This window comes from Sphingomonas sp. FW306-05-A, from assembly GCF_058782275.1.
In genome coordinates this window covers 1601431-1627327 of record NZ_JBYSXN010000001.1, presented here as the reverse complement: position 1 = coordinate 1627327, position 25897 = coordinate 1601431, and the positions used below count along the sequence as shown (strand labels likewise).

General features: G+C 64.8%; 30 protein-coding genes. 18 read left to right on the top strand and 12 right to left on the bottom strand.

Features of this window, described 5'->3' with window-relative positions; all coding sequences use genetic code 11:
* Positions 1–60 precede the first annotated feature (60 nt).
* Genes AC3WJR_RS07405 through AC3WJR_RS07395 form a run of 3 tightly spaced genes read left to right on the top strand, consistent with a single transcriptional unit; the run spans position 61 to position 3108 of the window.
* The gene (locus tag AC3WJR_RS07405; RefSeq protein WP_492723519.1) at positions 61–450 is read left to right on the top strand and encodes a GxxExxY protein; all 390 of its coding nucleotides are present in this window, start codon (positions 61–63) and stop codon (positions 448–450) included.
* 44 nt (positions 451–494) lie between these two features.
* On the top strand, positions 495–1868 hold the full coding sequence (locus tag AC3WJR_RS07400) for a cryptochrome/photolyase family protein (RefSeq protein WP_492723517.1): 1374 nt from the start codon (positions 495–497) through the stop codon (positions 1866–1868).
* Between the two features lie 40 nt (positions 1869–1908).
* The gene (locus AC3WJR_RS07395) at positions 1909–3108 is read left to right on the top strand and encodes a class I SAM-dependent methyltransferase (RefSeq protein ID WP_492723515.1); all 1200 of its coding nucleotides are present in this window, start codon (positions 1909–1911) and stop codon (positions 3106–3108) included.
* A gap of 250 nt (positions 3109–3358) precedes the next feature.
* Here the strand turns inward: AC3WJR_RS07395 and AC3WJR_RS07390 are convergent, their stop codons facing one another.
* Positions 3359–4096 carry an SDR family NAD(P)-dependent oxidoreductase gene (locus AC3WJR_RS07390; RefSeq protein WP_492723513.1) on the bottom strand — a complete coding sequence of 246 codons (738 nt, stop codon included), beginning with the start codon at positions 4094–4096 and terminating at the stop codon, positions 3359–3361.
* An 11-nt stretch (positions 4097–4107) separates the two neighbouring features.
* Positions 4108–5592, bottom strand: coding sequence for an amidophosphoribosyltransferase (gene purF / locus AC3WJR_RS07385; protein ID WP_492723511.1), 1485 nt, complete (start codon positions 5590–5592; stop codon positions 4108–4110).
* Between the two features lie 155 nt (positions 5593–5747).
* Between purF and AC3WJR_RS07380 the strand changes: the two genes are divergently transcribed.
* From AC3WJR_RS07380 to AC3WJR_RS07360, 5 genes are all read left to right on the top strand, one after another.
* Complete coding sequence (locus AC3WJR_RS07380; protein ID WP_354280739.1) at positions 5748–5999, top strand: Rho termination factor N-terminal domain-containing protein; 252 nt, start codon at positions 5748–5750, stop codon at positions 5997–5999.
* A gap of 31 nt (positions 6000–6030) precedes the next feature.
* The gene (hisI, locus tag AC3WJR_RS07375; protein ID WP_492723508.1) at positions 6031–6393 is read left to right on the top strand and encodes a phosphoribosyl-AMP cyclohydrolase; all 363 of its coding nucleotides are present in this window, start codon (positions 6031–6033) and stop codon (positions 6391–6393) included.
* Positions 6390–6896 (top strand): hypothetical protein, encoded by a 507-nt coding sequence (locus AC3WJR_RS07370; protein WP_492723506.1) that lies wholly within the window; start codon positions 6390–6392, stop codon positions 6894–6896. Before hisI ends, AC3WJR_RS07370 begins: the two co-directional genes overlap by 4 nt.
* A gap of 62 nt (positions 6897–6958) precedes the next feature.
* A complete protein-coding gene (locus AC3WJR_RS07365) occupies positions 6959–7387 on the top strand; it encodes a MerR family transcriptional regulator (RefSeq protein ID WP_354280744.1) in 429 nt (142 codons plus the stop codon).
* A gap of 4 nt (positions 7388–7391) precedes the next feature.
* Positions 7392–9194 (top strand): acyl-CoA dehydrogenase C-terminal domain-containing protein, encoded by a 1803-nt coding sequence (locus tag AC3WJR_RS07360; RefSeq protein WP_492723503.1) that lies wholly within the window; start codon positions 7392–7394, stop codon positions 9192–9194.
* 133 nt (positions 9195–9327) lie between these two features.
* Here AC3WJR_RS07360 and AC3WJR_RS07355 read toward each other — a convergent pair whose 3' ends face one another.
* Positions 9328–9903 carry a hypothetical protein gene (locus AC3WJR_RS07355; RefSeq protein WP_492723501.1) on the bottom strand — a complete coding sequence of 192 codons (576 nt, stop codon included), beginning with the start codon at positions 9901–9903 and terminating at the stop codon, positions 9328–9330.
* Between the two features lie 73 nt (positions 9904–9976).
* Here AC3WJR_RS07355 and AC3WJR_RS07350 point away from each other — a divergent pair, with 73 nt between their 5' ends.
* Both AC3WJR_RS07350 and AC3WJR_RS07345 read left to right on the top strand, forming a co-directional pair.
* Positions 9977–10327, top strand: a complete 351-nt coding sequence (locus tag AC3WJR_RS07350; RefSeq protein ID WP_492723499.1) for an ArsC family reductase — start codon at positions 9977–9979, stop codon at positions 10325–10327.
* 17 nt (positions 10328–10344) lie between these two features.
* Positions 10345–10626 carry a DUF427 domain-containing protein gene (locus AC3WJR_RS07345; protein WP_492723497.1) on the top strand — a complete coding sequence of 94 codons (282 nt, stop codon included), beginning with the start codon at positions 10345–10347 and terminating at the stop codon, positions 10624–10626.
* Position 10627: 1 nt separating this feature from the next.
* On the opposite strand, the gene AC3WJR_RS07340 is transcribed toward AC3WJR_RS07345, so the two are convergent.
* Positions 10628–10834 carry a helix-turn-helix transcriptional regulator gene (locus tag AC3WJR_RS07340; protein ID WP_492724220.1) on the bottom strand — a complete coding sequence of 69 codons (207 nt, stop codon included), beginning with the start codon at positions 10832–10834 and terminating at the stop codon, positions 10628–10630.
* Positions 10835–10845: 11 nt separating this feature from the next.
* Positions 10846–11268, bottom strand: coding sequence for a hypothetical protein (locus tag AC3WJR_RS07335; protein WP_492723495.1), 423 nt, complete (start codon positions 11266–11268; stop codon positions 10846–10848).
* Positions 11269–11390: 122 nt separating this feature from the next.
* On the opposite strand from AC3WJR_RS07335, the gene panB reads away from it, so the two are divergent.
* The 4 genes from panB to der all read left to right on the top strand — a co-directional run bounded on the left by panB (position 11391) and on the right by der (position 15865).
* Positions 11391–12257 (top strand): 3-methyl-2-oxobutanoate hydroxymethyltransferase, encoded by an 867-nt coding sequence (panB, locus tag AC3WJR_RS07330; RefSeq protein WP_492723492.1) that lies wholly within the window; start codon positions 11391–11393, stop codon positions 12255–12257.
* 112 nt (positions 12258–12369) lie between these two features.
* Positions 12370–13068 (top strand): tetratricopeptide repeat protein, encoded by a 699-nt coding sequence (locus AC3WJR_RS07325; protein ID WP_492723490.1) that lies wholly within the window; start codon positions 12370–12372, stop codon positions 13066–13068.
* Entirely contained in the window at positions 13065–14417 is a 1353-nt protein-coding gene (locus AC3WJR_RS07320) for a PQQ-binding-like beta-propeller repeat protein (protein ID WP_492723488.1), read from the top strand. The genes AC3WJR_RS07325 and AC3WJR_RS07320 overlap by 4 nt, the downstream gene beginning before the upstream one ends.
* 50 nt (positions 14418–14467) lie before the next feature.
* A complete protein-coding gene (gene der, locus AC3WJR_RS07315; RefSeq protein ID WP_242186904.1) occupies positions 14468–15865 on the top strand; it encodes a ribosome biogenesis GTPase Der in 1398 nt (465 codons plus the stop codon).
* Between the two features lie 630 nt (positions 15866–16495).
* Here der and AC3WJR_RS07310 read toward each other — a convergent pair.
* The 7 genes from AC3WJR_RS07310 to AC3WJR_RS07280 are packed head-to-tail and all read right to left on the bottom strand — an operon-like array spanning position 16496 to position 21646.
* Complete coding sequence (locus tag AC3WJR_RS07310; protein ID WP_492723485.1) at positions 16496–17299, bottom strand: TrmH family RNA methyltransferase; 804 nt, start codon at positions 17297–17299, stop codon at positions 16496–16498.
* An 8-nt stretch (positions 17300–17307) separates the two neighbouring features.
* Positions 17308–17580 (bottom strand): HPr family phosphocarrier protein, encoded by a 273-nt coding sequence (locus tag AC3WJR_RS07305; RefSeq protein WP_492723483.1) that lies wholly within the window; start codon positions 17578–17580, stop codon positions 17308–17310.
* Positions 17580–17987 carry a PTS sugar transporter subunit IIA gene (locus tag AC3WJR_RS07300; protein WP_354280767.1) on the bottom strand — a complete coding sequence of 136 codons (408 nt, stop codon included), beginning with the start codon at positions 17985–17987 and terminating at the stop codon, positions 17580–17582. The genes AC3WJR_RS07305 and AC3WJR_RS07300 overlap by 1 nt, the downstream gene beginning before the upstream one ends.
* Before the next feature lie 30 nt (positions 17988–18017).
* Positions 18018–18959: an RNase adapter RapZ gene (gene rapZ / locus AC3WJR_RS07295; protein WP_492723481.1), complete on the bottom strand. Its 942-nt coding sequence runs from the start codon at positions 18957–18959 to the stop codon at positions 18018–18020.
* Positions 18956–19378 (bottom strand): HPr kinase/phosphorylase, encoded by a 423-nt coding sequence (locus tag AC3WJR_RS07290; RefSeq protein WP_492723479.1) that lies wholly within the window; start codon positions 19376–19378, stop codon positions 18956–18958. Before AC3WJR_RS07290 ends, rapZ begins: the two co-directional genes overlap by 4 nt.
* Positions 19375–20970 (bottom strand): sensor histidine kinase, encoded by a 1596-nt coding sequence (locus AC3WJR_RS07285; protein WP_492723477.1) that lies wholly within the window; start codon positions 20968–20970, stop codon positions 19375–19377. Before AC3WJR_RS07285 ends, AC3WJR_RS07290 begins: the two co-directional genes overlap by 4 nt.
* Positions 20939–21646 carry a response regulator gene (locus tag AC3WJR_RS07280; protein ID WP_492723475.1) on the bottom strand — a complete coding sequence of 236 codons (708 nt, stop codon included), beginning with the start codon at positions 21644–21646 and terminating at the stop codon, positions 20939–20941. Before AC3WJR_RS07280 ends, AC3WJR_RS07285 begins: the two co-directional genes overlap by 32 nt.
* Before the next feature lie 167 nt (positions 21647–21813).
* On the opposite strand from AC3WJR_RS07280, the gene AC3WJR_RS07275 reads away from it, so the two are divergent.
* From AC3WJR_RS07275 to guaB, 4 genes are all read left to right on the top strand, one after another.
* Entirely contained in the window at positions 21814–23448 is a 1635-nt protein-coding gene (locus AC3WJR_RS07275) for a phosphoenolpyruvate carboxykinase (RefSeq protein ID WP_492724218.1), read from the top strand.
* A 41-nt stretch (positions 23449–23489) separates the two neighbouring features.
* Positions 23490–23948 carry a hypothetical protein gene (locus AC3WJR_RS07270; protein ID WP_492723474.1) on the top strand — a complete coding sequence of 153 codons (459 nt, stop codon included), beginning with the start codon at positions 23490–23492 and terminating at the stop codon, positions 23946–23948.
* 41 nt (positions 23949–23989) lie between these two features.
* Positions 23990–24304, top strand: coding sequence for a hypothetical protein (locus AC3WJR_RS07265; protein WP_492723472.1), 315 nt, complete (start codon positions 23990–23992; stop codon positions 24302–24304).
* A 96-nt stretch (positions 24305–24400) separates the two neighbouring features.
* The gene (gene guaB / locus AC3WJR_RS07260) at positions 24401–25858 is read left to right on the top strand and encodes an IMP dehydrogenase (RefSeq protein ID WP_242139100.1); all 1458 of its coding nucleotides are present in this window, start codon (positions 24401–24403) and stop codon (positions 25856–25858) included.
* Positions 25859–25897 lie beyond the last annotated feature (39 nt).

Here is a 25897-nt window from a genome sequence, read left to right as displayed (position 1 = left end):
TTCGAAGGCAGAAGGGTTTGATCACGCAAAGGCGCAAAGACGCTAAAAGAGAAGAGGCGGTTGAGCGAAGCTCTGGAATCCTTGGCGCGGCATTCAGTGGACTGTGGGTTCAAGCTGCATGCTGCGCTTGGGCCTGGATTGCTTGAATCCGTCTATGAAGTCTGTCTCTTCGAAAGCCTCGCCAAGCGAGGCTTTTTTGTTGAGCGACAGAAGCCGATCCCGATCCGGTTCGACGGACTGGTTATCACCGAAGGGTTCCGGGCCGATCTGTTGATCGAACGGCAAATGCTTGTGGAACTCAAATCGACCGAAAGCTTTGCGCCTGTGCATGCCAAGCAGGTGCTAACCTACCTGCGCCTGATGGACCTACCGCTTGGTTTGCTGATCAATTTTGGTGCCAGCACCTTCAAAGAAGGCGTTCGGCGCGTTGTAAACAACTATGCCGGTTGATCCGGTGCCTTCGCGCCTTTGCGCCTTTGCGTGAGTAAAGCTTCTTGACCACCCCCACCATCCTCTGGCTCCGCCGAGACCTTCGCCTTGCCGATCAACCCGCCCTCCTCGCCGCGATCAACGAAGGCGCGGTGATTCCGGTCTACATCCTCGACGACGACACCCCCGACAAATACCATATGGGCGGTGCCTCGCGCTGGTGGCTGCACCACAGCCTCGAGAGCCTCGATGCCGACCTGCGCGAGAAGGGCTCGCGGCTGATCCTCCGGCGCGGGAGATGCGTCGAGGTGCTGGCGCAGCTCGCCGAGGAAACCGGCGCGACCCAAGTACATTGCATTCGCCATTTCGAACCGTGGTGGCGCAAGGCCGAGGAAGCGATCGCCGAGACGCTCGACCTCGTCTGCCACGACGGCAATTACCTCGCGCCGCCGGGGTCGATCACGACCGGCAGCGGCGGGCAGTACAAGATCTACACCCCGTTCTGGCGCGCGCTCAAGCAGCACATGCCGCCGCCTGCGCCGATCCACAAACCCGGCAAGATCCCTGCGCCGTCCAAATGGCCCAAAAGCGACAAACTCGCCGACTGGACGCTGCTGCCGACCAAGCCCGACTGGTCGACCGGCTTCTCGGACGACTGGACGCCCGGCGAGGACGCCGCGCACGATCGCCTGAACGCCTTCAAGAAGCAGGCGGATGACTATGACGACACGCGCAACTTCCCCTCGCAGGAGGGCAGCTCGCGCCTGTCCCCGCATCTTCACTTCGGGGAGCTGTCGGCGGCGCAGGTGTGGCACGCGGTTGCCGATGTCGGCGGATCGGTCGATGTCTTCCTGAGCGAGATCGGCTGGCGCGACTATGCGCAGACCGTCATCCTGCAATATCCGGAATACGGCTCGAAGAACGCCCGCGAGAAGTATGACGCGATGCCGTGGCGCAGCGGCTCGGACGCCGATGCCGACCTCAAGGCATGGCAGCAGGGCCGCACCGGCTATCCGATCGTCGATGCTGGGATGCGGCAGCTCTGGAAAACCGGCTGGATGCACAACCGCGTCCGCATGATCACCGCGAGCTTCCTCATCAAGCATCTCCTGATCGACTGGCGCGAGGGCGAGCGGTGGTTCTGGGATTGCCTGGTCGACGGCGACTATGGGTCCAACTCGGTCAACTGGCAGTGGACCGCGGGCACGGGGATCGATTCGAACATGTTCGTCCGGATCATGGCGCCGCTTACGCAGTCGCCGAAATTCGACGCGGCAGACTATATCCGCCAGTGGGTGCCCGAACTTGCCGACGTGGAGGGCGACGCGATCCACGACCCTGAGGAAGCCGGGTGCCTCCCGAAAGATTATCCCGCCAAGATCATCGGCCACCGCGAGGCGCGCGAGCGCGCATTGCAGGCGGTAAAACAGGTGCGCTGAGCGGCTTGGCAACCACGCCCCGGAATGCGAGGGGGGCGCGATGTTTGGGGTATTTGCAAAACCGTTCAACGCCGTGCTCGACCGGATCGATTCCGGTCTGGTCGAGGGATCGCTCGCGGCGACCTTGCCGGGGGGACGCAAGCGGCTGCTCGGCGGACGTGCGCCCGGGCCGGCGGCAGTGGTCGATCTGGTCAGCTGGCGCGCGCTGCTGCGGTTGGTGACGGGGGGCTCGGCGGGTTGGTATGTCGGCTGGTCGAAGGGGGAGTGGACCAGTCCAGATCCGACCGTGCTGTTCGAGCTGTTCATGCGCAACCGCGTCAGTCTGGGTGGGACGGCGCGGTCCGGCGGGAAGATCCGGATGCTGCGCGGATGGCGCAACGGCCTACGTCGTAATTCGCGCGCGGGATCGCGGCGCAACATCCATTTCCATTACGATCTGGGCAACGATTTTTACAGCCTGTGGCTCGATCCGAGCATGATGTATTCGGCCGCTTTGTTCGACGAAGCGGCGATGACGACCGAGACTCTGACTGCGGCACAGGGGCGCAAGAACGCTGCGATCCTCGATCGGCTGGACCTGGCGCCCGGGCAGACTGTGCTCGAGATCGGCTGCGGCTGGGGTGGCTTTGCCGAGGCGGCGGCGCGGCGTGGGTTGCGCGTCGACGCGATCACGCTGTCGAGCGAACAGGAACGCGCGGTCAACGACCGGATCGCGGATGCCGGCCTGTCGGGCGTCACCGTCTCACGGACCGATTACCGCGATGTCACCGGCCAGTATGACGGCATCGCGAGCATCGAGATGGTCGAGGCGGTCGGGCAGGATTATTGGGGCATGTATCTCGCGGCGGTGGCCCGCGCGCTCAAGCCCGGCGGGCGAGCGGCGATCCAGTATATCACGATCGATGACGCGATCTTCGAGGCCTATGCCGCGAACGTCGATTTCATCCAGCGGTTCGTTTTCCCGGGCGGGATGCTGCTGTCAGAAAGCCGCTTCCGCGCGCTGGCGGCGGAGCATGGGCTCGAGTGGCGCGACAATCACAGCTTCGGATTGCATTATGCCGAGACACTGCGGCGCTGGCGTGTTGCGTTCGATGCGGCGGTTGCGGCGGGTCGGTTGCCTACGAAGTTCGACCGCAAGTTCATCAACTTGTGGCGCTATTATCTGATGTACTGCGAAGGCGGATTCCGCGGGCAGGGGATCGATGTGGCGCAAGTGACGCTGGTGAAGGCGGGGAACTAACCAAGAAAGGTCTGAACGAAGAGGTCCCGGCTCACACCACTATCCTCCGTCATCCTGAACTTGTTTCAGGATCCAGCCCTCCACGAGTCCGGACTATGCCTGTTGCACGGTGGATGCTGAAACGAGTTCAGCATGACGGCAGCTTTCGAGCACGGACGACGAGCGAACGTCCGACTGCCTTTAGAAAAAGATCTAGCCTTCGCGTCAATTAGGCGGTTGGGCCACGGAGTTGCTCAACGACCAACCGACCTCAAGCGACCCGTTCGAAATGCCCTGTCGCGAAATCCTCGGTCAGCAGCGCGACGATCCGGTCCGCGACGACGCGCGGTTCCTTGACCGACTTGGGGTCTTCCCCAGGATAGGCGCGACGGCGCATGTCGGTCCGCGTCGCGCCGGGGTCAAGGATTGCGGTGCGGATCTGGCTGACATGCTCCATCTCGTCGCCATACGCCGAGACGATCGTCTCGAACGCTGCCTTCGAGGCTCCGTACAGCCCCCAATACGCCCGCGGCTTGCGCCCCACGCTGGAGGTCATGCCGATGACACGGGCGCGCTTCGACTTGCGCAGCATCGGGTCGAACGCCGCGATCAGCGCGGCTTGCGCGCTGATGTTGAGCGTCAGCACCGCCGCCATTTCCTTGGGGTCGATCGCCGGTACCGGGGCAAGCGTCCCTAGCATCGCCGCGTTGAGCACCAGGATATCGAGCGCCGGCCAGCGTTCACCGATCGCCGTGCCGAGCCGTGCGATGGCGTCGGCCTGGGTCAGGTCGAGCGGCGCGATCGTCGCCGAGCCGCCCGCGTCGAAGATCGCATTCTCGACCGCTTCGAGCGATGCCGCGGTCCGCGCGGTCAGTACGACATGCGCACCCGCCGCCGCCAGCGCGATTGCGGTAGCCGCGCCGATCCCCTTGCTAGCACCGGTGACAAGCGCGATCTGGCCGGCCAGCGGACGATCGACCGCGGCAGCAGCAGCGTTGATATCAGTCATCGCAGGAGTCCTCAGCTGACGCGTTCGGCCAATAGCGCGAACTGGTCGACCGACGAGACATCGTCCTGATCGGTCAGCGTCGTCGGATAATCCCCGGTGAAGCAGGCATCGCAATGGCTCGGCCGGATCGCGTTGCGCTGCGGCTCGCCGAGCGCCTTGTACAGGCCGTCGATCGAGACGAACGCGAGGCTGTCGGCCTTGATATAGGCCGCCATCTCCTCGAGATTCTTGGTCGCGGCGAGCAGCTTGGCGCGTTCAGGCGTATCGACGCCGTAGAAGCACGAATGCCGCGTCGGCGGGCTCGCGATCCGCATGTGGACTTCGGCCGCGCCCGCTTCACGCATCATCTCGACGATCTTGAGGCTGGTCGTCCCGCGCACGATCGAATCATCGATCAGCACGATCTTCTTGCCCGCGATCAGCGCGCGATTGGCGTTGTGCTTGAGCTTGACGCCGAGGTGACGAACCTTGTCGCCCGGCTGGATGAAGGTGCGCCCGACATAATGCGAGCGGATGATCCCGAGTTCGAACGGAATGCCCGACTCTTGCGCGTAACCGAGCGCCGCCGGGGTGCCCGAATCGGGAACCGGGATGACAAGATCCGCATCGACCGGACTTTCGATCGCGAGCTGCGCGCCGATCGCCTTGCGCACGGTATAGACGCTGCGGTCCTCCGAGATCGAATCGGGGCGCGAGAAATAGACGAACTCGAAGATGCACGGACGCGCCGACACGGGCGCGAAGGGGCGATGCGAGGTAATCTCGCTGCCCTTGACCATGACGAGCTCGCCCGGATCGATCGAGCGGACGAAGGTCGCACCGACCACGTCCAGCGCGACCGTCTCGGAGGCGAAGATCACCGCCTGGCTGCCGTCCGACTGTTCGATCCGGCCCATCACGAGCGGGCGGATGCCGAGCGGATCGCGGCAGGCGATCATGCCCTCGGGGGTCATCACGATCAGCGAATAGGCGCCTTCGACGCGCTTCAACGCATCGATGAACTTGTCGACGACGGTGCGATAATTGGACGTCGCGACGAGATGGATGATCGTCTCGGTATCGCTGGTCGACTGGAAGATCGAACCCCGCCGAACGAGATCGCGGCGCAACCGCATCGCGTTGGAAATGTTGCCGTTATGCGCAATCGCGAACCCGCCCGAGGCGAGGTCCGCATACAGCGGCTGGACGTTGCGCAGCGCGGTCTCGCCGGTGGTGGAATAGCGCACATGGCCGCAGGCGACCGTACCGCGCAGCGGGACCATGATCTCCTCGCGGTCGAAATTGCCGGCGACGTGACCCATCGCGCGGTGGGTGTGGAATTCGGCACCGTCGAAGCTGGTGATACCAGCCGCTTCCTGGCCGCGATGCTGGAGCGCGTGGAGCCCCAGCGCGACCAGCCGGGCGGCGTCGGCCGCGCCGGAGATACCAAAGACACCGCATTCTTCATGCAGTTTGTCCCCGTTTTCGGGGACTTCGAACGGATTGGTTGTGAGCATTGGCGCCCTTCGGGGGAGGGTAGAGCTTCGAGGCGGCATATAGGGGCGGACTTCGCGTTTGTCGCGCTTTTGTCACATCGTCAGGAGCGATTGGTCGCATTGGTCGTTTCCCGGGCTGCACAGGACGTAATATTGCTCGCTAGGGGAGAAGGAGCATGGCGAAGGATCACGGCCCGAGCATCAAGGACGACAAACTCTACGAGGAATTGCGTGACGACGGCGCATCGCCCGAGAAAGCCGCGCGAATCGCCAACGCCAAAGCTGCCGGGACAATCGATCATCGCGGCGGGGGCAATTTGGAGGATCGCACCAAGGACGATCTGCTCGAGGAAGCGCGCAAGATCGGGATCGAGGGCCGCTCGACGATGACCAAGGACGAACTGGTCGAGGCGATCCGCAAGGGGTGACGGACGGGAGCGACCACTGTAGGTCGTCGGCATGGCAGACCTTCGCGAAACCGGGCTTGTGCTCGACCCCAAATATGACGCCGCCGGCCTTATCACCGCGGTGGCGACCGACCGCGCGACCGGCGAAATGCTGATGCTCGCGCATATGAACGCCGAGGCGCTGCGGCTGACGGTGGAAACCGGCGACGCGCATTTCTGGTCACGCAGCCGCGGCAAGCTGTGGCGCAAGGGCGAAAGCTCGGGCCATGTCCTGCGCGTCCACGACATCCGGATCGACTGCGACCAGGACGCGGTGTGGCTGATCGTCGATCCCGCCGGCCCGGCGTGCCACACCGGCGCACGCAGTTGCTTCTATCGCCGGATCGAGGGCGATCGGCTCGTACGGGTCGTTTGAAACCCGCGCTGTTCGCGGCGCTGGCAGCGCTTGCGGGGTGTCAGGCACCGCAATCGCCGCAGCAGCAGGCGACGCCGACCGGGCTCGAGGCCGCGGCGATTCAGGCGGGGATCATTCCCGATCCCGCCAGCACCGATATCACCGGGCTTTATGCGCGCGAGGCCGACCGGGTCTGCATCGTGCCCAGCGCAACCGCCTACCGCATCGGCGTCACGATCGATTACGACGATAGCGAGCGGTGCAGCGGCAGCGGAGTCGTCACGCGCGACGGCGAGACGCTCCATGTCCGTTTCGACGCACCACGATCGTCCAGCGGGTGCCGTTTCGACGCACGCTTCGAGGGCGACCGGATCGTCTTCCCCGGACGCTTGCCGAGCGGATGTCAGGCCTTGTGCCAGGATCGCGCCTCGATTGCAGGGCTAGCGCTCGATCGACTGAGCGACTCCGTCTCCGAGGCCGCCACGCTGCGTGGCCCGCGCGGCAAGCTGCTGTGCGGAACCTAAAGGTCGCCCAACACCCGCATCGCATATTGACGTTCACGTAAAGGGCAACTACCTTGCCCTGCATGAGCACCGGTGCCGCCTACGCCCTCATCGATCGCCATCCGACGCGCGATCATTTCTCCATCTCCGACCTGTCGGCGGAATTCGACGTCACCGCGCGCGCGTTGCGCTTCTACGAGGATGAAGGCCTGATCGCGCCCGAGCGGCGCGGGACGACTCGCATCTACTCACAGCGCGACCGCGCGCGGCTCGCGTGGATCCTGCGCGGCAAGCGGGTCGGTTTCTCGCTCGGCGAGATCCGCGAGATGATCGACCTGTACGACATTGGCGACGGCCGGAAGATCCAGCGCCAGACGACGATCGAGCGATGCCGCGACCGGATAGCGCTGCTGACCGCGCAGAAGCGCGACATCGACGCGGCGATCCACGAACTCGACGACTTCGTCACCCTGCTCGAAACCCATGGCTCATCCGGCCAGATGAAGGACTGAACCCATGCCCCAGTATACGCCCCCCGTCCGCGACACCCGTTTCATCCTCGATCATGTGATCGCCCTGCAGAGCCACGCCAATCTCCCCGGCTTCCAGAACGCGACCCCCGACGTGGTCGACGCGGTGCTCGAAGAGGGCGGCAAGTTCGTCGCCGAGGTGCTGTTCCCGCTCAACTATTCGGGCGATCAGGAAGGCTGCGTCCGGCATGACGACGGTTCGGTCACGACGCCCAAGGGCTTCAAGGAAGCCTATCAGGCGTTCGTCGAATCGGGCTGGGGCACGCTCAGCGCGCCGGAGGAATTTGGCGGGCAGGGGATGCCGCATGTCGTCTCGACCGCGTTCCAGGAATATATGATCTCCGCCAACATGGCGTTCGCCATGTATCCCGGTCTGTCGCACGGCGCGATTGCAGCGCTACTGGTCAAGGGCTCGGACGAGCAGAAGGCAAAGTACGTCCCCAAGATGGTCAGCGGCGAATGGGGCGGGACGATGAACCTGACCGAACCGCAATGCGGCACCGACCTCGGCCTGATCCGCACCCGCGCCGAGCCGCAGGCGGACGGCTCCTATGCGATCACCGGCACCAAGATCTTCATCTCGTCGGGCGAGCATGACCTGACCAGCAACATCATCCACCTCGTGCTGGCGAAGACGCCGGGCGCGCCCGAAAGCTCGAAGGGCATTTCGCTGTTCGTGGTGCCCAAGTTCATGGTCGGCGACGACGGCGCGATCGGGGAGCGCAACGCGGTCACCTGCGGCTCGATCGAGCACAAGATGGGCATCCACGCCAATTCGACCTGCGTGATGAACTATGACGGCGCGATCGGCTGGCTCGTCGGCGAAGAGATGAAGGGCCTCGCCGCCATGTTCATCATGATGAACGCCGCGCGTCTCGGCGTTGGCTTGCAGGGCCTCGGCGTCGCCGAAGTCGCCTATCAAAATGCGGTGCAATATGCGCAGGACCGCCGCCAGGGCCGCTCGCTCACCGGCGCAAAGGAGCCGGGCGAGAAGGCGGACACATTGTTCGTCCACCCCGACGTCCGCCGCATGCTGATGGAGTCGAAGGCGCTGACCGAAGGCCTTCGCGCCTTGTGCCTGTGGGGCGCGCTCCAGGCCGATCTCGAACATGCCGCGGTCAGCGATGAAGAGAAGCAGCTCGCGGGCGATCTGCTCGGGCTGCTGACGCCGGTCATCAAGGGTTACGGCACCGACAAGGGCTATGACATCGCGACCAACGCGCAGCAGGTGTACGGCGGCCACGGCTACATCGCCGAATGGGGCATGGAGCAGTACGTCCGCGATGCGCGGATCGCGATGATCTACGAAGGCACCAACGGCGTGCAGGCGATGGATCTGGTCGGTCGCAAGCTCGCGCAGAACGGCGGACGCGCGGTGCAGGCCTTGTTCAAGGTGGTCGCCGAGGAAGTCGCTGGCGCCAAGGCCGACCCTGCGACCGCCGTCTTCGCGGGCGCACTGGAGAAGGCGAATGGCGAACTCCAGCAGGCGACCCTGTGGTTCATGCAGAACGGCATGCAGAACCCCGACAATGTCGGCGCGGGCGCGCACAGCTACATGCACCTGATGGGGATCGTCGCGGTCGGGCTGATGTGGCTGCGGATGGCGGTCGCCGCGACCAAGCTGAAGGCAGCGGGCGAGGGGGACGTGAAGTTCCTCGACGCCAAGCTGGTGACGGCGCGCTACTTCGCCGAGCGCGTGATGCCCGAGGCTGGCGCGCTCCGCCGCAAGATCGAGGGCGGGTCCGAGGCGCTCATGGCGCTGTCGCCGGAGATGTTCGAGGCGGCTTGAGGGAGGGGTGGCGCCGTCTCCGAACGGAGGGCGGCGTTTGCTCCGATGCGAGCCTGCCCGCTTGGCAGCTCACATACGGCAACCAAGCTCGGAGTTAGCAAGCCTCGTAAAACGGTTTCGATCAAGGGTAGGACTAATCAAGTTCTACTCCATTTCCAAAAAAACTTTTGAAATCAGAGCGTATTAGACATTCGTTAGCCTTGAACTTTTCATAATGTTCCAGCAAGTCTTCTGTAGCCGGTCTTTCGCCAAAGAATTTTTGCGCCGTGACAACGAATCTGCTCCCCTCAATAAACAGTCCCGGCATCGTCGCATAATGCCATGACTTGAAAAGCATCATTGGGAAGCTCTGTTTGTCAAATATTTGTTCATAATCTACACATGCTCGAAAAACGGCAAAATATACCGTTCTCGGCTCAAATAGCATTACTTTATATGGGTCAGTATTGGCGTGTTTCGAGAAGTTATAGTGCTCTTTTTGATGCAAATGCCATTCGCGTACTTTTTCAGGTTTAATAAGATCGTTTATCGATTCAGCAAGCGTTGGTCTGCCCTCCGCTTTACCGATGTCTCTGAGAACGTCGATTGCTGCCCATGCGAGTAGGTTCGCGCTCACATAGGCATTGTCCTCTAAAAGCAGACCAATAGCCGCGTCAATTTGTTCGCGTAGCGCCTTTTGACGACTAAATAGAATTGGTTCTTTGAACATGCTAAAGTTATTGCATCAACTTGTGCACCTGGGAAGATGCAACGCCCTAACCTGATCAGCACTAGGACCTCCAATGCCCACCACCCTCTACGGCATCCCCGCCTGCGACACCGTCAAGAAAGCCCGCACCTGGCTCGACACCAACGGCGTCGCCTACACCTTTCACAACTACAAGACCGCTGGCGTAGACCCGACGCTCCTGCGCGAATGGATCGACCAGCTCGGCTGGGAAGCCATCCTCAACCGCGCCGGCACCACCTTCCGCAAGCTCCCCGACGCCGACAAGACCGACCTCGACGCCGACAAGGCACTCGCCCTCCTGCTCGCCAACCCCTCCGCCATCAAACGCCCGATCCTCGTCAAGGACGACGTGCTGCTGGCAGGCTTCAAGCCCGATACCTATCTTGAGGCCCTCAAGCCCTGACCTGAAGGACCAAGCCCATGCCGACCGCACGCTGGAACGGAGCCGTGATCGCCCAGTCGGACGAGACCGTGATCGTCGAGGGCAATCATTATTTCCCCGCCGACAGCATCGTCGTCGACCTGTTCGAACCGAGCGCGACCCACTCGCATTGCCCGTGGAAGGGCGACGCGAGCTACAAGACGGTTGTCGTCGACGGCAAACGCAACGTCGACGCGGCGTGGTTCTACCCCGACCCGAAGCCCAAGGCCGCCGAGATCAAGGATCGCTTCGCCTTCTGGAAGGGCGTGACGGTCGACTGAGCTACGAAGCGTCCCACTGGAAGACCGCATCGAGCGGTTTGCCGAACACATGGGCGATCCGAAACGCAGCCTCGAGTGTCGGGGAATATTTCCCGGCCTCGATCGCTGCGACCGTCTGGCGCGTCATGCCGATGCGCGCACCAAGCTCGGCCTGGGTCATCTCGCCCGCCATGAATCGCAACAGCCGGATCTGGTTAGTGATGGGCATCCGCGCCACGCTCAGCCGCGCATCCGATAGCCGACGATCTTGAAGATGCAGCGCGTCAATTCGCCGAGCACCACGGCGGCGAGTACCGCATTGACCAGCACCGCTTGGTTCGCCCCGAAGAACAAGGTTGCCAGCGCGGCGAACACCCCCGCCAGCAGCACCGGATAGGCAAAGGCGACTGCACGCCCGGCGATCCGCACGTCGCGCTCGTCGCTCGGTGCCTGTGCGTCGCGCACGTTGGTGATCGCGACGATGATGGTCGCGACGGTCATGAGGCACGTCAGCACGAGTACCGCGGTCAGGATTCCCGCAGCGTCGGCGGCCCCAAGCGAGGTCGGCGTCCGTTGCAGCACCAGCACGATGAAGAAGTACGGCCCATAGGCGACCGTAATCCCGCCCAACGACACCCACGAAAGCTTTTCCCGGAACGACATAGCGACTCCCATGGTCAAGACACCGACCGCAATGTCAAACAAACCGGACATGGAGTCAAGAACGCTTCCCACCGCTGCGATACGCTGGCGCGTCCAAAGGCAATCGGCTAGGTCTCACGGCCATGTCCACGACCTTCACGATCGACACCGCGACCAGCCGCGCCAACCCGACGCCAGCGCCGATGAAGCGGCTCACCGTCCCCGCGATCCGCGCCAGCAAGGGGAAGGGCGGCAACCCGCTGGTGATGCTCACCGCGTATACCGTCCGCACCGCGCAACTGCTCGATCCGCATTGCGACATGCTGCTGGTCGGCGACAGCCTGGGGCAAGTGATCTACGGCCTGCCGTCGACCATTCCCGTCACGCTCGAGATGATGGCGGCGCACGGCGCGGCAGTCGTGCGCGGCAGCTATCATTCGGTGGTCGTCATCGACATGCCGTTCGGCAGCTATGAAGCCTCCCCCGAAAAGGCGTTCGAAAGCGCCGCCTATTTGCTCAAGCAGACCGGCGCGGCGGCGGTAAAGCTCGAAGGCGGCACCGCGATGGCGCCGACCGTCTGTTTCCTGAGCGAACGCGGCATCCCCGTCGTCGGGCACGTCGGGCTCACCCCGCAGGCGGTCAACGCGCTCGGCGGGTACGGCGCGCGCGGACGCAGCGCGGCGGAGTCCGAGAAGATCGTCGCGGACGGCGTCGCGATCGCCGAGGCCGGTGCCTTCGCATTGGTGATCGAGGGCGTGGTCGAGCCGATCGCAATCGAACTGACCCGGAAAGTCGCCTGCCCGACGATCGGGATCGGCGCTTCCGTGCAGTGCGACGGACAGGTGCTCGTCACCGAGGACATGCTCGGCCTGTTCGAGCGCACCGCGCGCTTCGTGAAGAAATACGATGATCTCGGTGGCCGTATTTCCGCCGCAGCCGCGACCTATGCGGCAGAGGTTCGTTCGCGCGCCTTTCCGGGGGCCGAACAGATTTACGCACCGAAGGATTAAGTCCGATCCGTTTCCGCACCGTACCATAGCGTAACGTTTGCCCGCTTTTGTTTAGGCGGTCGCGCCGCTAAGGTCCGCACCTTCCCGCCCCGATCCGATGGAGTTTCCCCAAGTGGCCGTGCCACCCAACACCGATGCCGCATTCCTCCGGGAAGTCGACGAGGAACTCCGCCGCGAGCAGATGGCGACCGCCTGGCGCCGTTATGGCATCGCCGCGATCGCGATCGTCGTCCTGATCGTCCTCGGCTTTGGCGGATGGCAGATCTACCGCGCGCATCAGCAATCCGTCGCCGGCGACGAGGGCGAGGCGCTGAGCAAGGCGTATGAGGACGCCGGCGCACGCCGTCCGGCCGCCGCCACCGAACTCGGGTCGCTCGCGGATTCGAACGTGAAGGGCTATCGCGCGCTCGCGTTGATGAGCCAGGCCGACCTGCTGCTCCAGAAGAACGACTTGCGCGGTGCCGCCGCCAAGTTTGCGGAAGTCGCCAACGACGGGTCGATCGGCCAGCCGTTCCGCGATTTGGCGCTGATCCGCCAGACCAGCGCCGAGCTCGACACGATCAAGCCCGACGTCGTCGTCGCACGACTGCGCGGTCTCGCGGTCAAGGGCAATCCGTGGTTCGGCAGCGCAGGCGAGATGGTCGCGGTGTCGTATCTCAAGATGGGCCGTCGCGATCTTGCAGGCACCCTCTACGGCCAGATCGCGCGCGAGCCCGATGTGGCCGAATCGGTTCGGCAACGTGCTGTTCAGATGGCGGGCGTATTGGGGGTTGATGCTGTGAATCAGCCGAAGGAACAGAAATCGCAATGAAGATGACCAATCGAGTCCTGCTGGTCGCGGTCTCCGCCATCGCGCTCAGCAGCTGCGCGACCTTCAAGGGGAAGAAGAAGACTCCCGTTCTCGGCAACCGCATCGCGATTCTCCAGGGCGAGAATAGTGTCGTCGCGGACAAGACGATCGGCGAGGTCCAGGTCGCCGTGCCCCCGGCAACGACCAACGACAGCTGGGCACAGCCCGGCGGCAGTTCGTCCAAGTCGATGGGCCAGCTGACGCTTGGCACCTCGCTCAACCGCGCCTGGAGCGTCGAGATTGACGGCGGCAGCAATCGCCAGCGGCTCGGGGCTGCGCCAGTCATCGGCGGCGGCAAGCTGTTCGCGATCGACGTCAACGCAACCGTCCACGCCTATTCCGCCAGCACCGGCGCGTCCGCCTGGGAAGCCAGCATCGCGACCACCGACAAGAAGGCGCGCAGCGCGCGCTTCGGCGGCGGCGTCAGCTTCGACGACGGCAAGGTCTTCGCGACCGACGGTCTCGGCGACGTCGTCGCGCTCGATGCGACGAGCGGCAAGGAATTGTGGCGCGCCAAGCCCGGTGCGCCGCTTCGCGGTGCACCCTCGGTCGCCAACGGCCAGGTCTATGTGCTGAGCCAGGACAACCAGCTCTACGTCCTGTCGCAGACGGATGGCACGGTCGTCTGGACCGCCTCGGGCTCGATCGAGACGCAGGGCGTCTTCGGCGTCGCAGCCCCCGCGGTCAGCCAGGGCACCGTCGTCGCGGGCTTCTCGTCTGGCGAACTCAACGCCTATCGCTACGAGAATGGCCGCACCTTGTGGCAGGACGCGCTGTCGCGCTCGTCGATCTCGACCTCGGTGTCGTCGCTTGCCGATATCGACGCGGATCCGGTGATCGACCGCGGGATCGTCTTCGCGGTCGGGCAGGGCGGTCGCATGGTCGCGCTCGAGATCGTTTCGGGCCAGCGGCTGTGGGAGCAGAATTTCGCTGGCATCTCGACCCCGTGGGTCGCGGGAGAGTGGGTTTTCATTGTCACCGACGATGCCCGCCTCGTCTGCCTCGCGCGCGCGACCGGCAAGGTGCGGTGGATCAGCCAGCTCCGTCACTTCGAGAGTGAGAAGATCCAGAAGGACGGCACGATCAAGGACAAGAAGAAGGCCAATGCGATCACCTGGTACGGCCCGGTGCTCGCAGGCGGTCGTCTCGTCCTGACCAACTCGCTTGGCGAGATCGTGTCGGCTTCGGTCGAGGACGGCAAACTCGGCACGGTGATCGAGTCGAAGGCACCGTTCACGCTGCCGCCGGTCGTTGCCAATTCGACGCTCTATGTGCTCGACCAGAAGGGCCGTTTGGCCGCGTACAAGTAACCTTGTTACGGCGGGGTGACGAAGACGCGCGCTTGCCCTAAGGGAGGCGCATGTCCAGTCTCCCTGTGGTCGCAATTATCGGCCGGCCGAACGTCGGCAAGTCGACGCTCTTCAATCGTCTCGTCGGAAAGAAACTCGCGCTCGTCGATGATCGCCCCGGCGTGACCCGCGATCGGCGCGAGGGTGCGGCAACGCTCGTCGGGCTCGACTTCCGCGTCATCGACACCGCCGGTTACGAAGACAAGGACGCCGCGTCCTTGCCCGGCCGGATGCGCGCGCAAACCGAGGCCGCGGTCGCGCAGGCCGACGTCGCGCTGTTTCTGTTCGATTCGCGCGCGGGCATCGTCCCGCTCGACGAGGAAATCGCACGCTGGCTGCGCGGGTCGACCACCCCGGTCATCCTCGTCGCCAACAAGGCCGAGGGCAAGGCCGGGGCCGATGGCATCCTCGAGTCGCTGTCGCTCGGTTTCGGCGATCCGGTCGAACTGTCGGCTGAACATGGCGAGGGCCTCGTCGAACTGTTCGACGCACTGCTCCCCTTCATCGAACCCGAGAAGGACGCCGCGGGCGATGACATTCCCAATGCCGACGTCGATGAAGAATATGCCCCCGACGCGCCGCTCAAGCTCGCGATCATCGGGCGTCCGAACGCAGGCAAATCAACGCTGATCAACCGTATTCTTGGCGAAGACCGCCTGATTACCGGCCCGGAAGCGGGCATCACGCGCGATTCGATCGCGGTCGACTGGATCTGGCACGACCCCGAGCGCGAGCCCGGCGAGGATGCGCGGAAAGTCCGGCTGATTGACACCGCGGGCATGCGCAAGCGCGCCAACGTGCAGGACAAGCTCGAGAAGCTGTCGGTCGCCGATGCGCTCCACGCGATCGATTTCGCCGAAGTCGTCGTGCTGTTGCTCGATGCTACGCGCGGGCTTGAATCGCAGGACCTCCGCATCGCCGACGCGGCGCTGCAGGAAGGCCGCGCGCTGATCGTCGCTATCAACAAATGGGACGTGGCGGAGAATGCGTCCAGCCTGTTCAACGGTATCCGCACCGCGCTCGAGGATGGCCTCAGCCAGATCAAGGGCATGCCGGTGCTGACCGTCTCGGCGGCGACCGGCAAGGGGCTCGATACTTTGCTCAAAGTCGCGTTCGACACGCGCGATGCATGGTCGCGCCGCGTCGGCACGGGCGAACTCAACCGCTGGTTCGAACGCGCGGTCGAGGCCAACCCGCCGCCCGCGCCGGGGGGCAAGCGGATCAAGCTGCGCTATCTGACACAGGCGAAGACGCGCCCGCCGGGTTTCGTGCTGTTCGGCACGCGAGTCGACCAGTTGCCGACGAGCTATCAACGCTATCTGATCAACGGCATCCGGCGCGATCTCGGGTTCGGCGCGGTGCCGGTGCGCCTCACGCTCCGCGCGCCGAAGAACCCGTTCGACCGGTAAACTATCCCCGTTCGCCCTGAGCGCAGTCGAAGGGTCTTGCGTTACGTAGGGGCTTCGACTGCGCTCAGCCCGAACGGAGTTGCACGCGTGACGGGACCTGACACCGCCGCAAGATACCGTTCGCCCTGAGCGAAGTCGAAGGGCTCTGCGTTGCGCAAGAGCTTCGACTTCGCTCAGCCCGAACGGAGTTTGCAGGCGTGACGGTATCGGACACCGCCCGGAGATACCGTTCGCCCTGAGCGAAGTCGAAGGGCCCTGCGTTGTGCAAGAGCTTCGACTTCGCTCAGCCCGAACGGAATTTGCAGGCGTGACGGGACCTGACACCGCCGCAAGATACCGTTCGCCCTGAGCGAAGTCGAAGGGCCCTGCGTTGCGCAAGAGCTTCGACTTCGCTCAGCCCGAACGGGATTTGCCGGCGTGACGGTATCTGACGCCGCCCCAAGATACTGTTCGCCCTGAGCGAAGTCGAAAAGCCCTGCGTTGCGCGTGGAGGCTTCGACTACGCTCAGCCCGAACGGAATGGGTTGCGAAGTCCATCTCCCACCCGTTCGTTTCGAGCGTAGTCGAGAAACCTGCGCTGTGCCGGGTTTCTCGACTACGCTCGAAACGAACGGGGGAGGGGCGCAAATATTATGCTTCCGGCTGCGCGCCCAGCACCTGATACGCCATCACCGCAGTCGCCACCGCCGCGTTGAGGCTGTCCGCCTTGCCGAGCATCGGGATCTTCACCAGCGTGTCGCACTCGGCAGCGTAAGCGTCCGGCATACCTTGCGCTTCGTTGCCGGTCAGCAGGAAGGTGGGTGCCCGATACGCCGCCGCACGGTAATCGGTCGTGGTGTCGAGGCTCAACCCGACCAACTGGCCCGCACCGCCGCGCAGCCACGGCACGAACGCATCCCATTCGCACTGCACCACCGGCACCGTGAACAGCGCCCCCATGCTCGCACGCACCGCCTCGACCGAGAAGGGGTCGACGCACTCCCCGATCAGGATCAGTCCGCCCGCACCGACTGCGTCGCCGGTGCGCAGGATCGTCCCCAGATTGCCCGGGTCGCGCATCCGCTCGGCGACGAGCCAGATCGCGGCGGAGTCGCGGTCGAGGCTGTCGAGCGTGCGGGAGAACTCCGCGAACACCCCGACCACCGCCTGCGGATTGTCCTTGCCCGACAGTTTGGACAGGATGTCGGGTACGGTTTCGATCGCTTCGCCTCCGGCCGCCTCGACCGCGTCGACCAGCGCCAGCACCAGCGGATGCGCCGCGCTGTCCCGTGCGAAGAACAGGAATTCGGGAATACGCCCGGCTTCACGCGCTTCGGTCAGGATGCGCAGGCCTTCAGCAAGGAACAGACCCTCTTCACGCCGATGCCGCTTTTCGCGCAGCGATCGCATCCGCTTGATCAGCGGGTTGGAATAAGCGGTAATTTCACGGGGCATTGCGGCGTTCAATCCTCGCCGAACTTGGCCTCGACCAGTTCGCAAAGCGCACTGACGGCAGTTTCGGCATGCTCGCCTTCGGCCGAGATGACGATCGTGTCGCCCATCGCCGCGCCCAGCATCATCAGGCCCATGATCGACGTTCCCGTCACCGATCCCGCACCGTCTTTCTCGACGTGCAACTCGCACGGCTGCGTGGCGGCAAGGGTGACGAACTTGGCACTGGCGCGCGCGTGGAGGCCACGACGGTTGGTGATGAGGACGCTGCGGGTGACCGACATCAGGCGGCTGCCTCGCCCAGAACCTCGGACGCGACCGAGATATACTTCCGTCCCGCCTCGCGCGCGGCGGCGACTGCATCGACCACCTTCATCGCCTTGCGTGCGGATTCGAGCCGGATCAGCATCGGCAAATTGATCCCGGCGATCACTTCGATCCGCCCGCGTTCGAGCAGGGAAATGGCCAGGTTCGACGGCGTACCCCCGAACAAGTCGGTCAGCAGGATGACTCCGCGCCCGGCATCGACCGCAGCGATTGCGCTGGCGATATCGTTGCGGCGTTCCTCCATGTCGTCCTCGGGGCCGATGCAGACCGTCGCAACGCGCTCCTGCTTGCCGACGACATGCTCCATCGCCGTCACGAATTCCTCGGCCAGCCGGCCATGCGTCACGAGAACCAGCCCGATCATCGTACCGCCCCAATCATGCAACCGCCCATTTCACGCTAATGCCGTTCCGTCTTGCTGGCGATCATCGGGCACCCCTTCGAGCGAGTCCTGGGGGGCGGCGGCGAGATCGCGGTGGGTAACCGTGGGCGAAAATCCGGCGTTGCGCAACCGCGCCGCGACGCGTTCGGTGACATGGACCGAGCGGTGTCTCCCACCGGTACACCCGAAGGCGACCGTCAAATAGGACTTGCCTTCAGCACGGTACCGCGGAAGCAACAGCTCGAGCAGTTCCTCGATCCGCCCGACCGCCGCCTCATAGGCGGGGTCCTCGGCGACATACGCCGAGACGTCGGCATCCAGCCCCGTACCGGGACGCAACGCGGGAACCCAATGCGGATTGCGCAGGAAGCGCATGTCGAACACCAGATCCGCACCGCGCGGCACACCGCGCGCGAACCCGAACGACATGATTGCCAGCGTCGGTCCGTCCTGATGCTCGCGCGAGAAGGTGTCGCGGACCTGTTGCGCAAGCTGGTTGGCGGTCAGGTCGGTGGTATCGATCAGCCGGTTCGCCCAGCGCCTGAGCGGCGCGAGCAGGTCGCGCTCGCGCGCGATCCCGTCGGCGGCGGGGCGATCGAGCGCGAGCGGATGGCGCCGTCGCGTCTCCGAATAGCGCCGCTCGAGTTCACCGCCCGCACAATCGAGGAACAGCGTGCCGACGTCATGGCCATAGGCTTCGCGCAAATGCTTGATGCGATCGACGATCCGGTCCGAGTCGAAATCGCGAGTCCGTGCGCCGATGCCGATCGCGAGCGGCTGGCGGGATTGCTCCGCACCCATCGGCAGCGGCGAACTGAGCAACCGGTCGAGCAACGGCAAGGGAAGGTTGTCGACCACTTCCCAACCGAGATCCTCGAGCGTGCGGAGCACGGTCGACTTGCCCGCACCGGACAGGCCGGTGACGAGCAGGATTTCCTTGGGGTCAAGCGTCATGCCGTCTCTCTAGCGTGCCGCAGCGCCAATTCCACCTTGATCGGTGCCGAAAGCTCGAATGGGTCGATTGCGACCTCGTAAATCGGAATACCATGATAGTCGGCGCGCGTCTGTGACGGCATCCGTTCGACCGGTCGGTCGAGCCGAACCGCAAGCATGACCGGCACGTTACCGATCCGGTCGAGCGCGACGATCCCGAGCCCGCGCACCTCGATCTTGCCTGAAATTGTCGGCGGCGCATTTGCGATGAGTTGTCCGTCCAATGGCGTCAGCAGCGTATAGTCATCGCTTACCAACGTCGCCCCGCGGTCGATCAGCCGCAGCGCCAGGTCCGATTTGCCCGACCCGGACGGACCGAGCAGCAACACCGCCGCGCCGTCGATTGCCACCGTGGTGGCATGGATCGGCGGGGCACTCACCGCGCTTCGCCCACGGGCAGGCTTACCACGAACCGTGCGCCGGTCACGCCGCCACGTCGTGCCTCGGCGGTGATCTGCCCCTGGTGCGCCTCGACGATCGTCCGCGCGATCGCAAGACCCAGCCCCGAATGCTTGCCGAACGCCTCGTCGGCGGGGCGGAGCGACTGAAAGCGCTGGAACACCTTCTCGCGTGCGTCCGGGGGAACGCCGGGGCCTTCGTCCTCCACTTCGATCACGACCTCGTCGGTCCCACGCGACATGGTGATGCCGATCGTGCCTCCCTCGGGGGAGAAGGACACGGCATTGTCGATCAGATTGTCGATCACCCTTTCCAGCCGCCCGCCTTCGCCCATCACAACGAACCCTGCGCCGCTGTCATCATGCAGGTCGAGCCGCAGCCGGATCGCACGGTCGATCCCGCGTTCCTCGCGCCCGGCGATCAGCGCGGCGATCATCGTGCGCAGATCGACTGGCTCGAACTTGGCGCGGCTGAGTTGCGCGTCGAGCCGCGACGCTTCGGCGATGTCGGTGATCAGCCGGTCGAGCCGGTGGACGTCGTCGCGCACGATCGCGAGCAGGCGCTCCTGAAGTTCGGGGTCCTTGACCAGCGCGAGGCCCTCGACCGCCGAGCGGAGCGATGCGAGCGGGTTCTTCATCTCGTGCGTCACGTCCGCCGCGAACGCCTCGATCGCGTCAATCCGCGCGCGCAGCGCAAGGCTCATGTCCGACAGCGCGCGTGCGAGCATCCCGATCTCGTCGCGGCGATAGGGTAGGCGGGGCACGACCACTTCGCGCGCCCGGCCCATCCGCACCCGCACTGCGGCATAGGCCAGCCGGCGCAGCGGTCGCACGATCGTCCGCGCGAGGAACAGCGACAGCAGGACCGAGACGATCGATACGATCATCAGCACGATGCCGAGCCGGAAGCGTTCGACCCGCACGGTCTGGGTGATGTCGCGAACATTGTTGGTGGTCATCACCACCCCGCCGTGCGGCAACTGTGCCGCGGCGGTGATGACGGGCGTGCGGTCGGGCGCGCGCCACACCGTCGCGGCCCCCGTGGTGGTCGCGCGGACCGTGCGCACGTCGGGCCAGTTGAGGCCCGAGCGATGCTCTCGGTACAGAGGCGCGCGCGGCGTACCGACGACCGTGTCGATGATCGCGTCGAGGATGCGCGCGGACTCCTGGCCGCCGTCCTGCTTGTCCGGGTCCTGCAGCACGAAATTGCGCAAGCCCAGCGTTCGCGTATCGATCACGGGCAAGTCGCGATCGTCGTAGATCCGCAACCGCGCACCGGTCGCGCGCGCGAGCCGCAGCGCCAGATCGGTGCGCTGGTCATCGGGCACCGAGACCAGCGCCTCGGCGACCAACCGGGCTTCGCGGATGGATTGCCGCACGCGGTCGTCGACGATCCGGCTCCGGTAGGAATCGAGGTAGAAGAATCCGCCAGCGAGCATCGCCAGCGCGAAGACGTTGACGAACAGGATCCGCGGGGTGAGCGAGACCCGTGCAGACCAGCGGAGCGACAGCGCGCGGGCATCCTCCTCGCGCGCGGGCTCGTCATTCCTCGGAGAATCGATAGCCCGCTCCATAGAGTGTCTCGATCGCGTCAAAGCTGGCGTCAACTTGCCGGAACTTGCGTCGAACGCGCTTGATATGGCTGTCGATCGTGCGGTCATCGACGTAAATGTCGTCATGATACGCCGCATCCATCAGCTGGTTGCGGGTCTTCACGATGCCGGGGCGCTGCGCCAGCGTCTCGAGGATCAGGAATTCGGTGACCGTCAGCGTGACTGGCGCACCGTCCCAGGTCACGCGGTGACGCGCGGTATCCATCGCGAGCCGCCCGCGCGTCAGGCTGGTTTCCGCGGTCGCCTCTTCGGTCCCCGCGCCGCCTTGCGACACTTCGGCACGCCGCAAAATCGCACGAATTCGCGCAATCAGAAGACGTTGCGAGAAGGGCTTCGCGATATAATCGTCCGCCCCCATCGCCAGCCCCAGCGCCTCGTCGAGTTCGTCGTCCTTCGATGTCAGGAAGATCACCGGCACCATGCTCTTCTCGCGCAGGCGGCGGAGCAGTTCGAGCCCGTCCATCCGCGGCATCTTGATGTCGAGGATCGCAATGTCGGGCGGATTGTCGATCAGCGCCTTGAGCGCGGTTTCGCCATCCGAATATAGCCGGGTGACGAAACCCTCGGCCTGCAGCGTGATCGACACCGATGTCAGGATGTTACGGTCGTCATCGACCAGGGCAATCGTTGCCGTCATCGGCGGAGGGGCCTCGTGTCGTTGGGGATCCGGCCTAATCCATTACGCTGCCAGCCTCAATCCACGCTGAACAAAGCTGTCCCACATTGCGCGCCGTCGTCGATCGTGCCCGTTTGACCGCAGAACGGCCCGGCGATATGCGGCGAGGAACCGATGCCGCCCCCATGATGGTCGGCACAGTAGGAGAGAATGTTGTGAGTGACCGCATCCCCGTTGCGGGGCTTGACGCGCAGGGTATCGAGACCCGCGCGAGCCTGCACTGGAACCTCGTTACCGCGCGCCTGATCCAAGCCGCGATCTCGCGCGGCGAGGGCAAATTGTCCGCTGATGGCCCGCTGGTGGTCGAGACCGGCGCGCATACCGGGCGTTCGGCGCAGGACAAGTTCATCGTCCGCGATGCCGAAACCGAATCGACCGTGTGGTGGGGCAAAAGCAACAAGGCAATGTCGCCTGAGCATTTCGCCGCGCTGAAGGCGGATTTCCTCGCGGCGCTCCGCCACAAGGAAGACCTGTTTGTCCAGGATCTGTTCGGCGGGTCGCAGCCCGAGCACCGCGTGAAGGTGCGCGTCGTCAACGAACTCGCGTGGCACAACAGCTTCATCCGCACGATGCTGGTCCGCCCGGAGGAATCGGAGCTGCGCGATTTCGTGCCCGATTACACGATCATCGATCTCCCGAGTTTCCGCGCCTCGCCCGAGCGCCACGGTTGCCGCAGCGAGACCGTGATCGCGGTCAACTTCACCGAGAAGCTGATCCTCATCGGCGGGACGCGCTACGCCGGCGAAATGAAGAAGTCGGTGTTCAGTCTGCTCAATTACCTCCTCCCGCCGACCGGGGTGATGCCGATGCACTGCTCGGCCAACATGGGGCTGGATGGCGACACGGCGGTGTTTTTCGGCCTGTCGGGGACGGGCAAGACGACGCTCAGCGCCGACGCGAGCCGCACGCTGATCGGCGATGACGAGCACGGCTGGTCGGACACCGCGGTCTTCAATTTCGAGGGCGGCTGTTACGCCAAGATGATCCGCCTGTCGGCTGACGCGGAACCCGAGATTTTTGCGACGACCAAGCGGTTCGGGACGATCCTGGAGAATGTCGTGATGGACCCGGTGACGCGTCAGCTTGACCTCGACGACGCGAGCCTCGCCGAGAACAGCCGCGGGGCCTATCCGATCGACTTCATCCCCAATGTGTCCGAAAAGAACATGGGGCCGGTGCCGCGCAACATCGTGATGCTGACCGCGGACGCCTATGGGATCCTGCCGCCGATCGCGAAGCTAACACCGGAACAGGCGATGTACCACTTCCTCTCGGGGTATACGGCACGCGTGGCTGGCACCGAAATCGGCGTGACTGAGCCGGACGCGACCTTCTCGACGTGCTTCGGCGCGCCGTTCATGGCGCGGCATCCCTCGGTTTACGGCAATCTGCTCAAGGAGCGGATCGCCAAAGGCGGGGTCGATTGCTGGCTGGTCAACACCGGCTGGACTGGCGGCAAGTACGGCGTAGGCAGTCGCATGCCCATCAAGGCGACGCGCGCGCTGCTGAATGCGGCGCTGGACGGCAGCCTCAACGATGCCGAGTTCCGGACCGACCCGAACTTCGGGTTCAAGGTGCCGGTCGCGGTGCCGGGGGTCGACAGCGCGATCCTCGACCCGCGCGCGACCTGGGCAGACAAGGACGCGTATGACGCCACCGCGGCGAAGCTGGTCGATCTGTTCGTTGAAAACTTCGCGCAGTTCGCGGAGCATGTCGACGAAGGCGTTCGCCAATCCGCGCCGAAGGTCCACGCGCCGGCCTGATCCGCCCGGGAACCGGCACCGGCCACTTCGCGGAGGTTCCGATGCCGACTGCCGATCCAGAACCAGGACTGTTCCCCGATGACGCCGCGATCCAGCGCATCGGGGAGGGGTTGTTGGCTTGCACGCTGCCGAAGGCCGACTGGACGCACGCAGCGCATATCGCGGCAACGTGCTGGCTGCTGCGCGATCGGCCCGACGTGAACGTCGATGCGGAGATCGCGACCATCATCTGCCGCTACAACGAGTCGGTCGGCGGGGTGAATGACGATACCAGCGGGTTTCACGCGACGATCACCCGGACGTTCGTCGCCGGGATCCGCTTCTATCTCGCATCGCCGGCGGCGTCGGGATCGCTCGTCGCGACCGTAAACGCCCTGTTGCGGCGGCCCGAAGGGCAGCGCGACTGGCCGTTGTGCTTTTACAGCCGCGAGCGTCTGTTCTCGGTTGCGGCACGACGCGCGTTTGTAGAACCCGATCTCGCGCCCTTGCCGGACCAGTGATAGGTCCGGCACCCATAGTATTAGCGTAAGTGAGTAGATCGATGGGAATGTTCGACGGCGTGCTGGGACAGGTGCTGCAAAATGTCGACGTGGCGACGCTCGCCACCAAGGTCGGGCTGACCCCGCAACAGGTCGAGCTCGCGTTGCAGGCGCTGGGGCAGGCGCACGCCGCGCCGGGGGATACGGTCGGCACCGCGGCGGCAAACACCGGACTTTCGCCCGCGACGCTGCAACAGCTGCTCCAGATGATCGGGGGCGAGGAAACGCTCGCCAAGGTTGCGGCGATGCTCGGCGCGCAGGGTGGGGTGCTTGGGCAGCTTGGCACGCTCGCTTCGGGGTTCTTCGCCAAGCGCTGACGCAAATCCCGGCGCTGCACTGGCGCTTTGCGGGGTCGGCGGTTACATGGACCGCCACGACTCGCTTTTCTATCCCCGCGCAGGAACTGGCATCCCATGGACATTCGCCTCGGACTCACTTTCGACGATGTCCTCTTGGTGCCCGCTGAATCGGACATCGTCCCGAGCCAGACCAACACCGCGACCCGTGTGACGCGGGGAATCTCGCTCGACATCCCGATCCTCTCGTCCGCGATGGACACCGTGACCGAAGCCGACATGGCGATCGTCATGGCACAGCTTGGCGGCATCGGCGTGCTCCACCGCAACATGGAAGTCGATGAACAGGTCGCCGCGGTCCGCGCGGTCAAGCGCTTCGAAAGCGGCATGGTCGTCAACCCGATCACGATCGAGCCGCACGCGACGCTGGCGGACGCGCAGGCGTTGATGAAGCATCACCGGATCAGTGGCATCCCGGTCGTCCGCGCCGACGGCGTGCTCGTCGGCATCCTCACCAACCGCGACGTCCGCTTCGCCGAGAACCCGCGCCAGCCCGTGTCCGAGCTGATGACGCACGAAAATCTCGCGACGGTTTCGCCGGGCGTCACGCAGGAAGAGGCACGTCGCCTGCTGCACCACCGCCGTATCGAGAAGCTGCTCGTGGTGGACGAAGCGTATCGCTGCATCGGCCTGATCACCGTCAAGGACATCGAAAAGGCCGTCACTTACCCGAACGCGACCAAGGATGCCGCCGGGCGGCTCCGAGTCGCAGCCGCGACGACGGTCGGCGACAAGGGGTTCGATCGCACCGCCGCATTGGTCGATGCCGAGCTCGACCTCGTCGTCATCGACACCGCGCACGGCCACAACCGCGACGTCGCGCGCGCGGTCGAGCGGGTCAAGAAGCTCAGCAATTCGGTCCAGGTCATCGCGGGCAACGTCGCGACCGCCGAGGCCACGCGCGCGCTGATCGATGCGGGCGCGGACGGGATCAAGGTCGGGATCGGCCCGGGCTCGATCTGCACCACGCGCGTCGTCGCAGGCGTCGGCGTGCCGCAGCTCACCGCCGTCATGGACTGCGCCGAAGTCGGCCAGAAGATGGGCGTGCCGGTCATTGCCGACGGCGGCCTGCGCACCTCGGGCGATCTCGCCAAGGCACTCGCGGCGGGCGCGTCGGCGTGCATGATCGGCTCGCTGCTCGCGGGCACCGAGGAAGCCCCGGGCGATACCTTCCTGTTCCAGGGCCGCGCCTACAAATCGTATCGCGGCATGGGCTCGGTCGGCGCGATGGGCCGCGGCTCGGCGGATCGCTATTTCCAGGGCGATATCAAGGACCAGATGAAGCTCGTTCCCGAAGGGATCGAAGGGCAGGTCGCGTTCAAGGGCCCGGCACGCGACGTGATCCACCAGCTCGTCGGCGGCATCCGCGCGGCGATGGGCTATACCGGTTCGTCGAGCATCACCGCGCTGCAGGAGCGCGCGCGCTTCGTCCAGATCACCGGCGCTGGCCTCAAGGAAAGCCACGTCCACGACGTCGACATCACGCGCGAGGCCCCCAATTACCCGACGCGGTAAGGGGAGTCCTCGAACGACCAGGGGCCTCGGTGTCCACTG

What these genes read in the sequence shown, in the direction of transcription:
- AC3WJR_RS07340 (WP_492724220.1), bottom strand. Translation starts at nt 10,834, where the DNA reads ATGCCCATCACTAACCAGATCCGGCTGTTGCGATTCATGGCGGGCGAG.
- purF (WP_492723511.1), bottom strand. Translation starts at nt 5,592, where the DNA reads ATGCTCACAACCAATCCGTTCGAAGTCCCCGAAAACGGGGACAAACTG.
- AC3WJR_RS07280 (WP_492723475.1), bottom strand. Translation starts at nt 21,646, where the DNA reads ATGACGGCAACGATTGCCCTGGTCGATGACGACCGTAACATCCTGACA.
- AC3WJR_RS07395 (WP_492723515.1), top strand. Translation starts at nt 1,909, where the DNA reads ATGTTTGGGGTATTTGCAAAACCGTTCAACGCCGTGCTCGACCGGATC.
- AC3WJR_RS07320 (WP_492723488.1), top strand. Translation starts at nt 13,065, where the DNA reads ATGAAGATGACCAATCGAGTCCTGCTGGTCGCGGTCTCCGCCATCGCG.
- rapZ (WP_492723481.1), bottom strand. Translation starts at nt 18,959, where the DNA reads ATGACGCTTGACCCCAAGGAAATCCTGCTCGTCACCGGCCTGTCCGGT.
- AC3WJR_RS07355 (WP_492723501.1), bottom strand. Translation starts at nt 9,903, where the DNA reads ATGTTCAAAGAACCAATTCTATTTAGTCGTCAAAAGGCGCTACGCGAA.
- AC3WJR_RS07275 (WP_492724218.1), top strand. Translation starts at nt 21,814, where the DNA reads ATGGTCGGCACAGTAGGAGAGAATGTTGTGAGTGACCGCATCCCCGTT.
- AC3WJR_RS07300 (WP_354280767.1), bottom strand. Translation starts at nt 17,987, where the DNA reads ATGATCGGGCTGGTTCTCGTGACGCATGGCCGGCTGGCCGAGGAATTC.
- guaB (WP_242139100.1), top strand. Translation starts at nt 24,401, where the DNA reads ATGGACATTCGCCTCGGACTCACTTTCGACGATGTCCTCTTGGTGCCC.
- AC3WJR_RS07360 (WP_492723503.1), top strand. Translation starts at nt 7,392, where the DNA reads ATGCCCCAGTATACGCCCCCCGTCCGCGACACCCGTTTCATCCTCGAT.
- AC3WJR_RS07265 (WP_492723472.1), top strand. Translation starts at nt 23,990, where the DNA reads ATGGGAATGTTCGACGGCGTGCTGGGACAGGTGCTGCAAAATGTCGAC.
- hisI (WP_492723508.1), top strand. Translation starts at nt 6,031, where the DNA reads ATGGCAGACCTTCGCGAAACCGGGCTTGTGCTCGACCCCAAATATGAC.
- AC3WJR_RS07310 (WP_492723485.1), bottom strand. Translation starts at nt 17,299, where the DNA reads ATGCCCCGTGAAATTACCGCTTATTCCAACCCGCTGATCAAGCGGATG.
- AC3WJR_RS07365 (WP_354280744.1), top strand. Translation starts at nt 6,959, where the DNA reads ATGAGCACCGGTGCCGCCTACGCCCTCATCGATCGCCATCCGACGCGC.
- AC3WJR_RS07305 (WP_492723483.1), bottom strand. Translation starts at nt 17,580, where the DNA reads ATGTCGGTCACCCGCAGCGTCCTCATCACCAACCGTCGTGGCCTCCAC.
- AC3WJR_RS07270 (WP_492723474.1), top strand. Translation starts at nt 23,490, where the DNA reads ATGCCGACTGCCGATCCAGAACCAGGACTGTTCCCCGATGACGCCGCG.
- AC3WJR_RS07350 (WP_492723499.1), top strand. Translation starts at nt 9,977, where the DNA reads ATGCCCACCACCCTCTACGGCATCCCCGCCTGCGACACCGTCAAGAAA.
- AC3WJR_RS07335 (WP_492723495.1), bottom strand. Translation starts at nt 11,268, where the DNA reads ATGTCGTTCCGGGAAAAGCTTTCGTGGGTGTCGTTGGGCGGGATTACG.
- AC3WJR_RS07285 (WP_492723477.1), bottom strand. Translation starts at nt 20,970, where the DNA reads ATGGAGCGGGCTATCGATTCTCCGAGGAATGACGAGCCCGCGCGCGAG.
- panB (WP_492723492.1), top strand. Translation starts at nt 11,391, where the DNA reads ATGTCCACGACCTTCACGATCGACACCGCGACCAGCCGCGCCAACCCG.
- AC3WJR_RS07380 (WP_354280739.1), top strand. Translation starts at nt 5,748, where the DNA reads ATGGCGAAGGATCACGGCCCGAGCATCAAGGACGACAAACTCTACGAG.
- AC3WJR_RS07345 (WP_492723497.1), top strand. Translation starts at nt 10,345, where the DNA reads ATGCCGACCGCACGCTGGAACGGAGCCGTGATCGCCCAGTCGGACGAG.
- AC3WJR_RS07390 (WP_492723513.1), bottom strand. Translation starts at nt 4,096, where the DNA reads ATGACTGATATCAACGCTGCTGCTGCCGCGGTCGATCGTCCGCTGGCC.
- der (WP_242186904.1), top strand. Translation starts at nt 14,468, where the DNA reads ATGTCCAGTCTCCCTGTGGTCGCAATTATCGGCCGGCCGAACGTCGGC.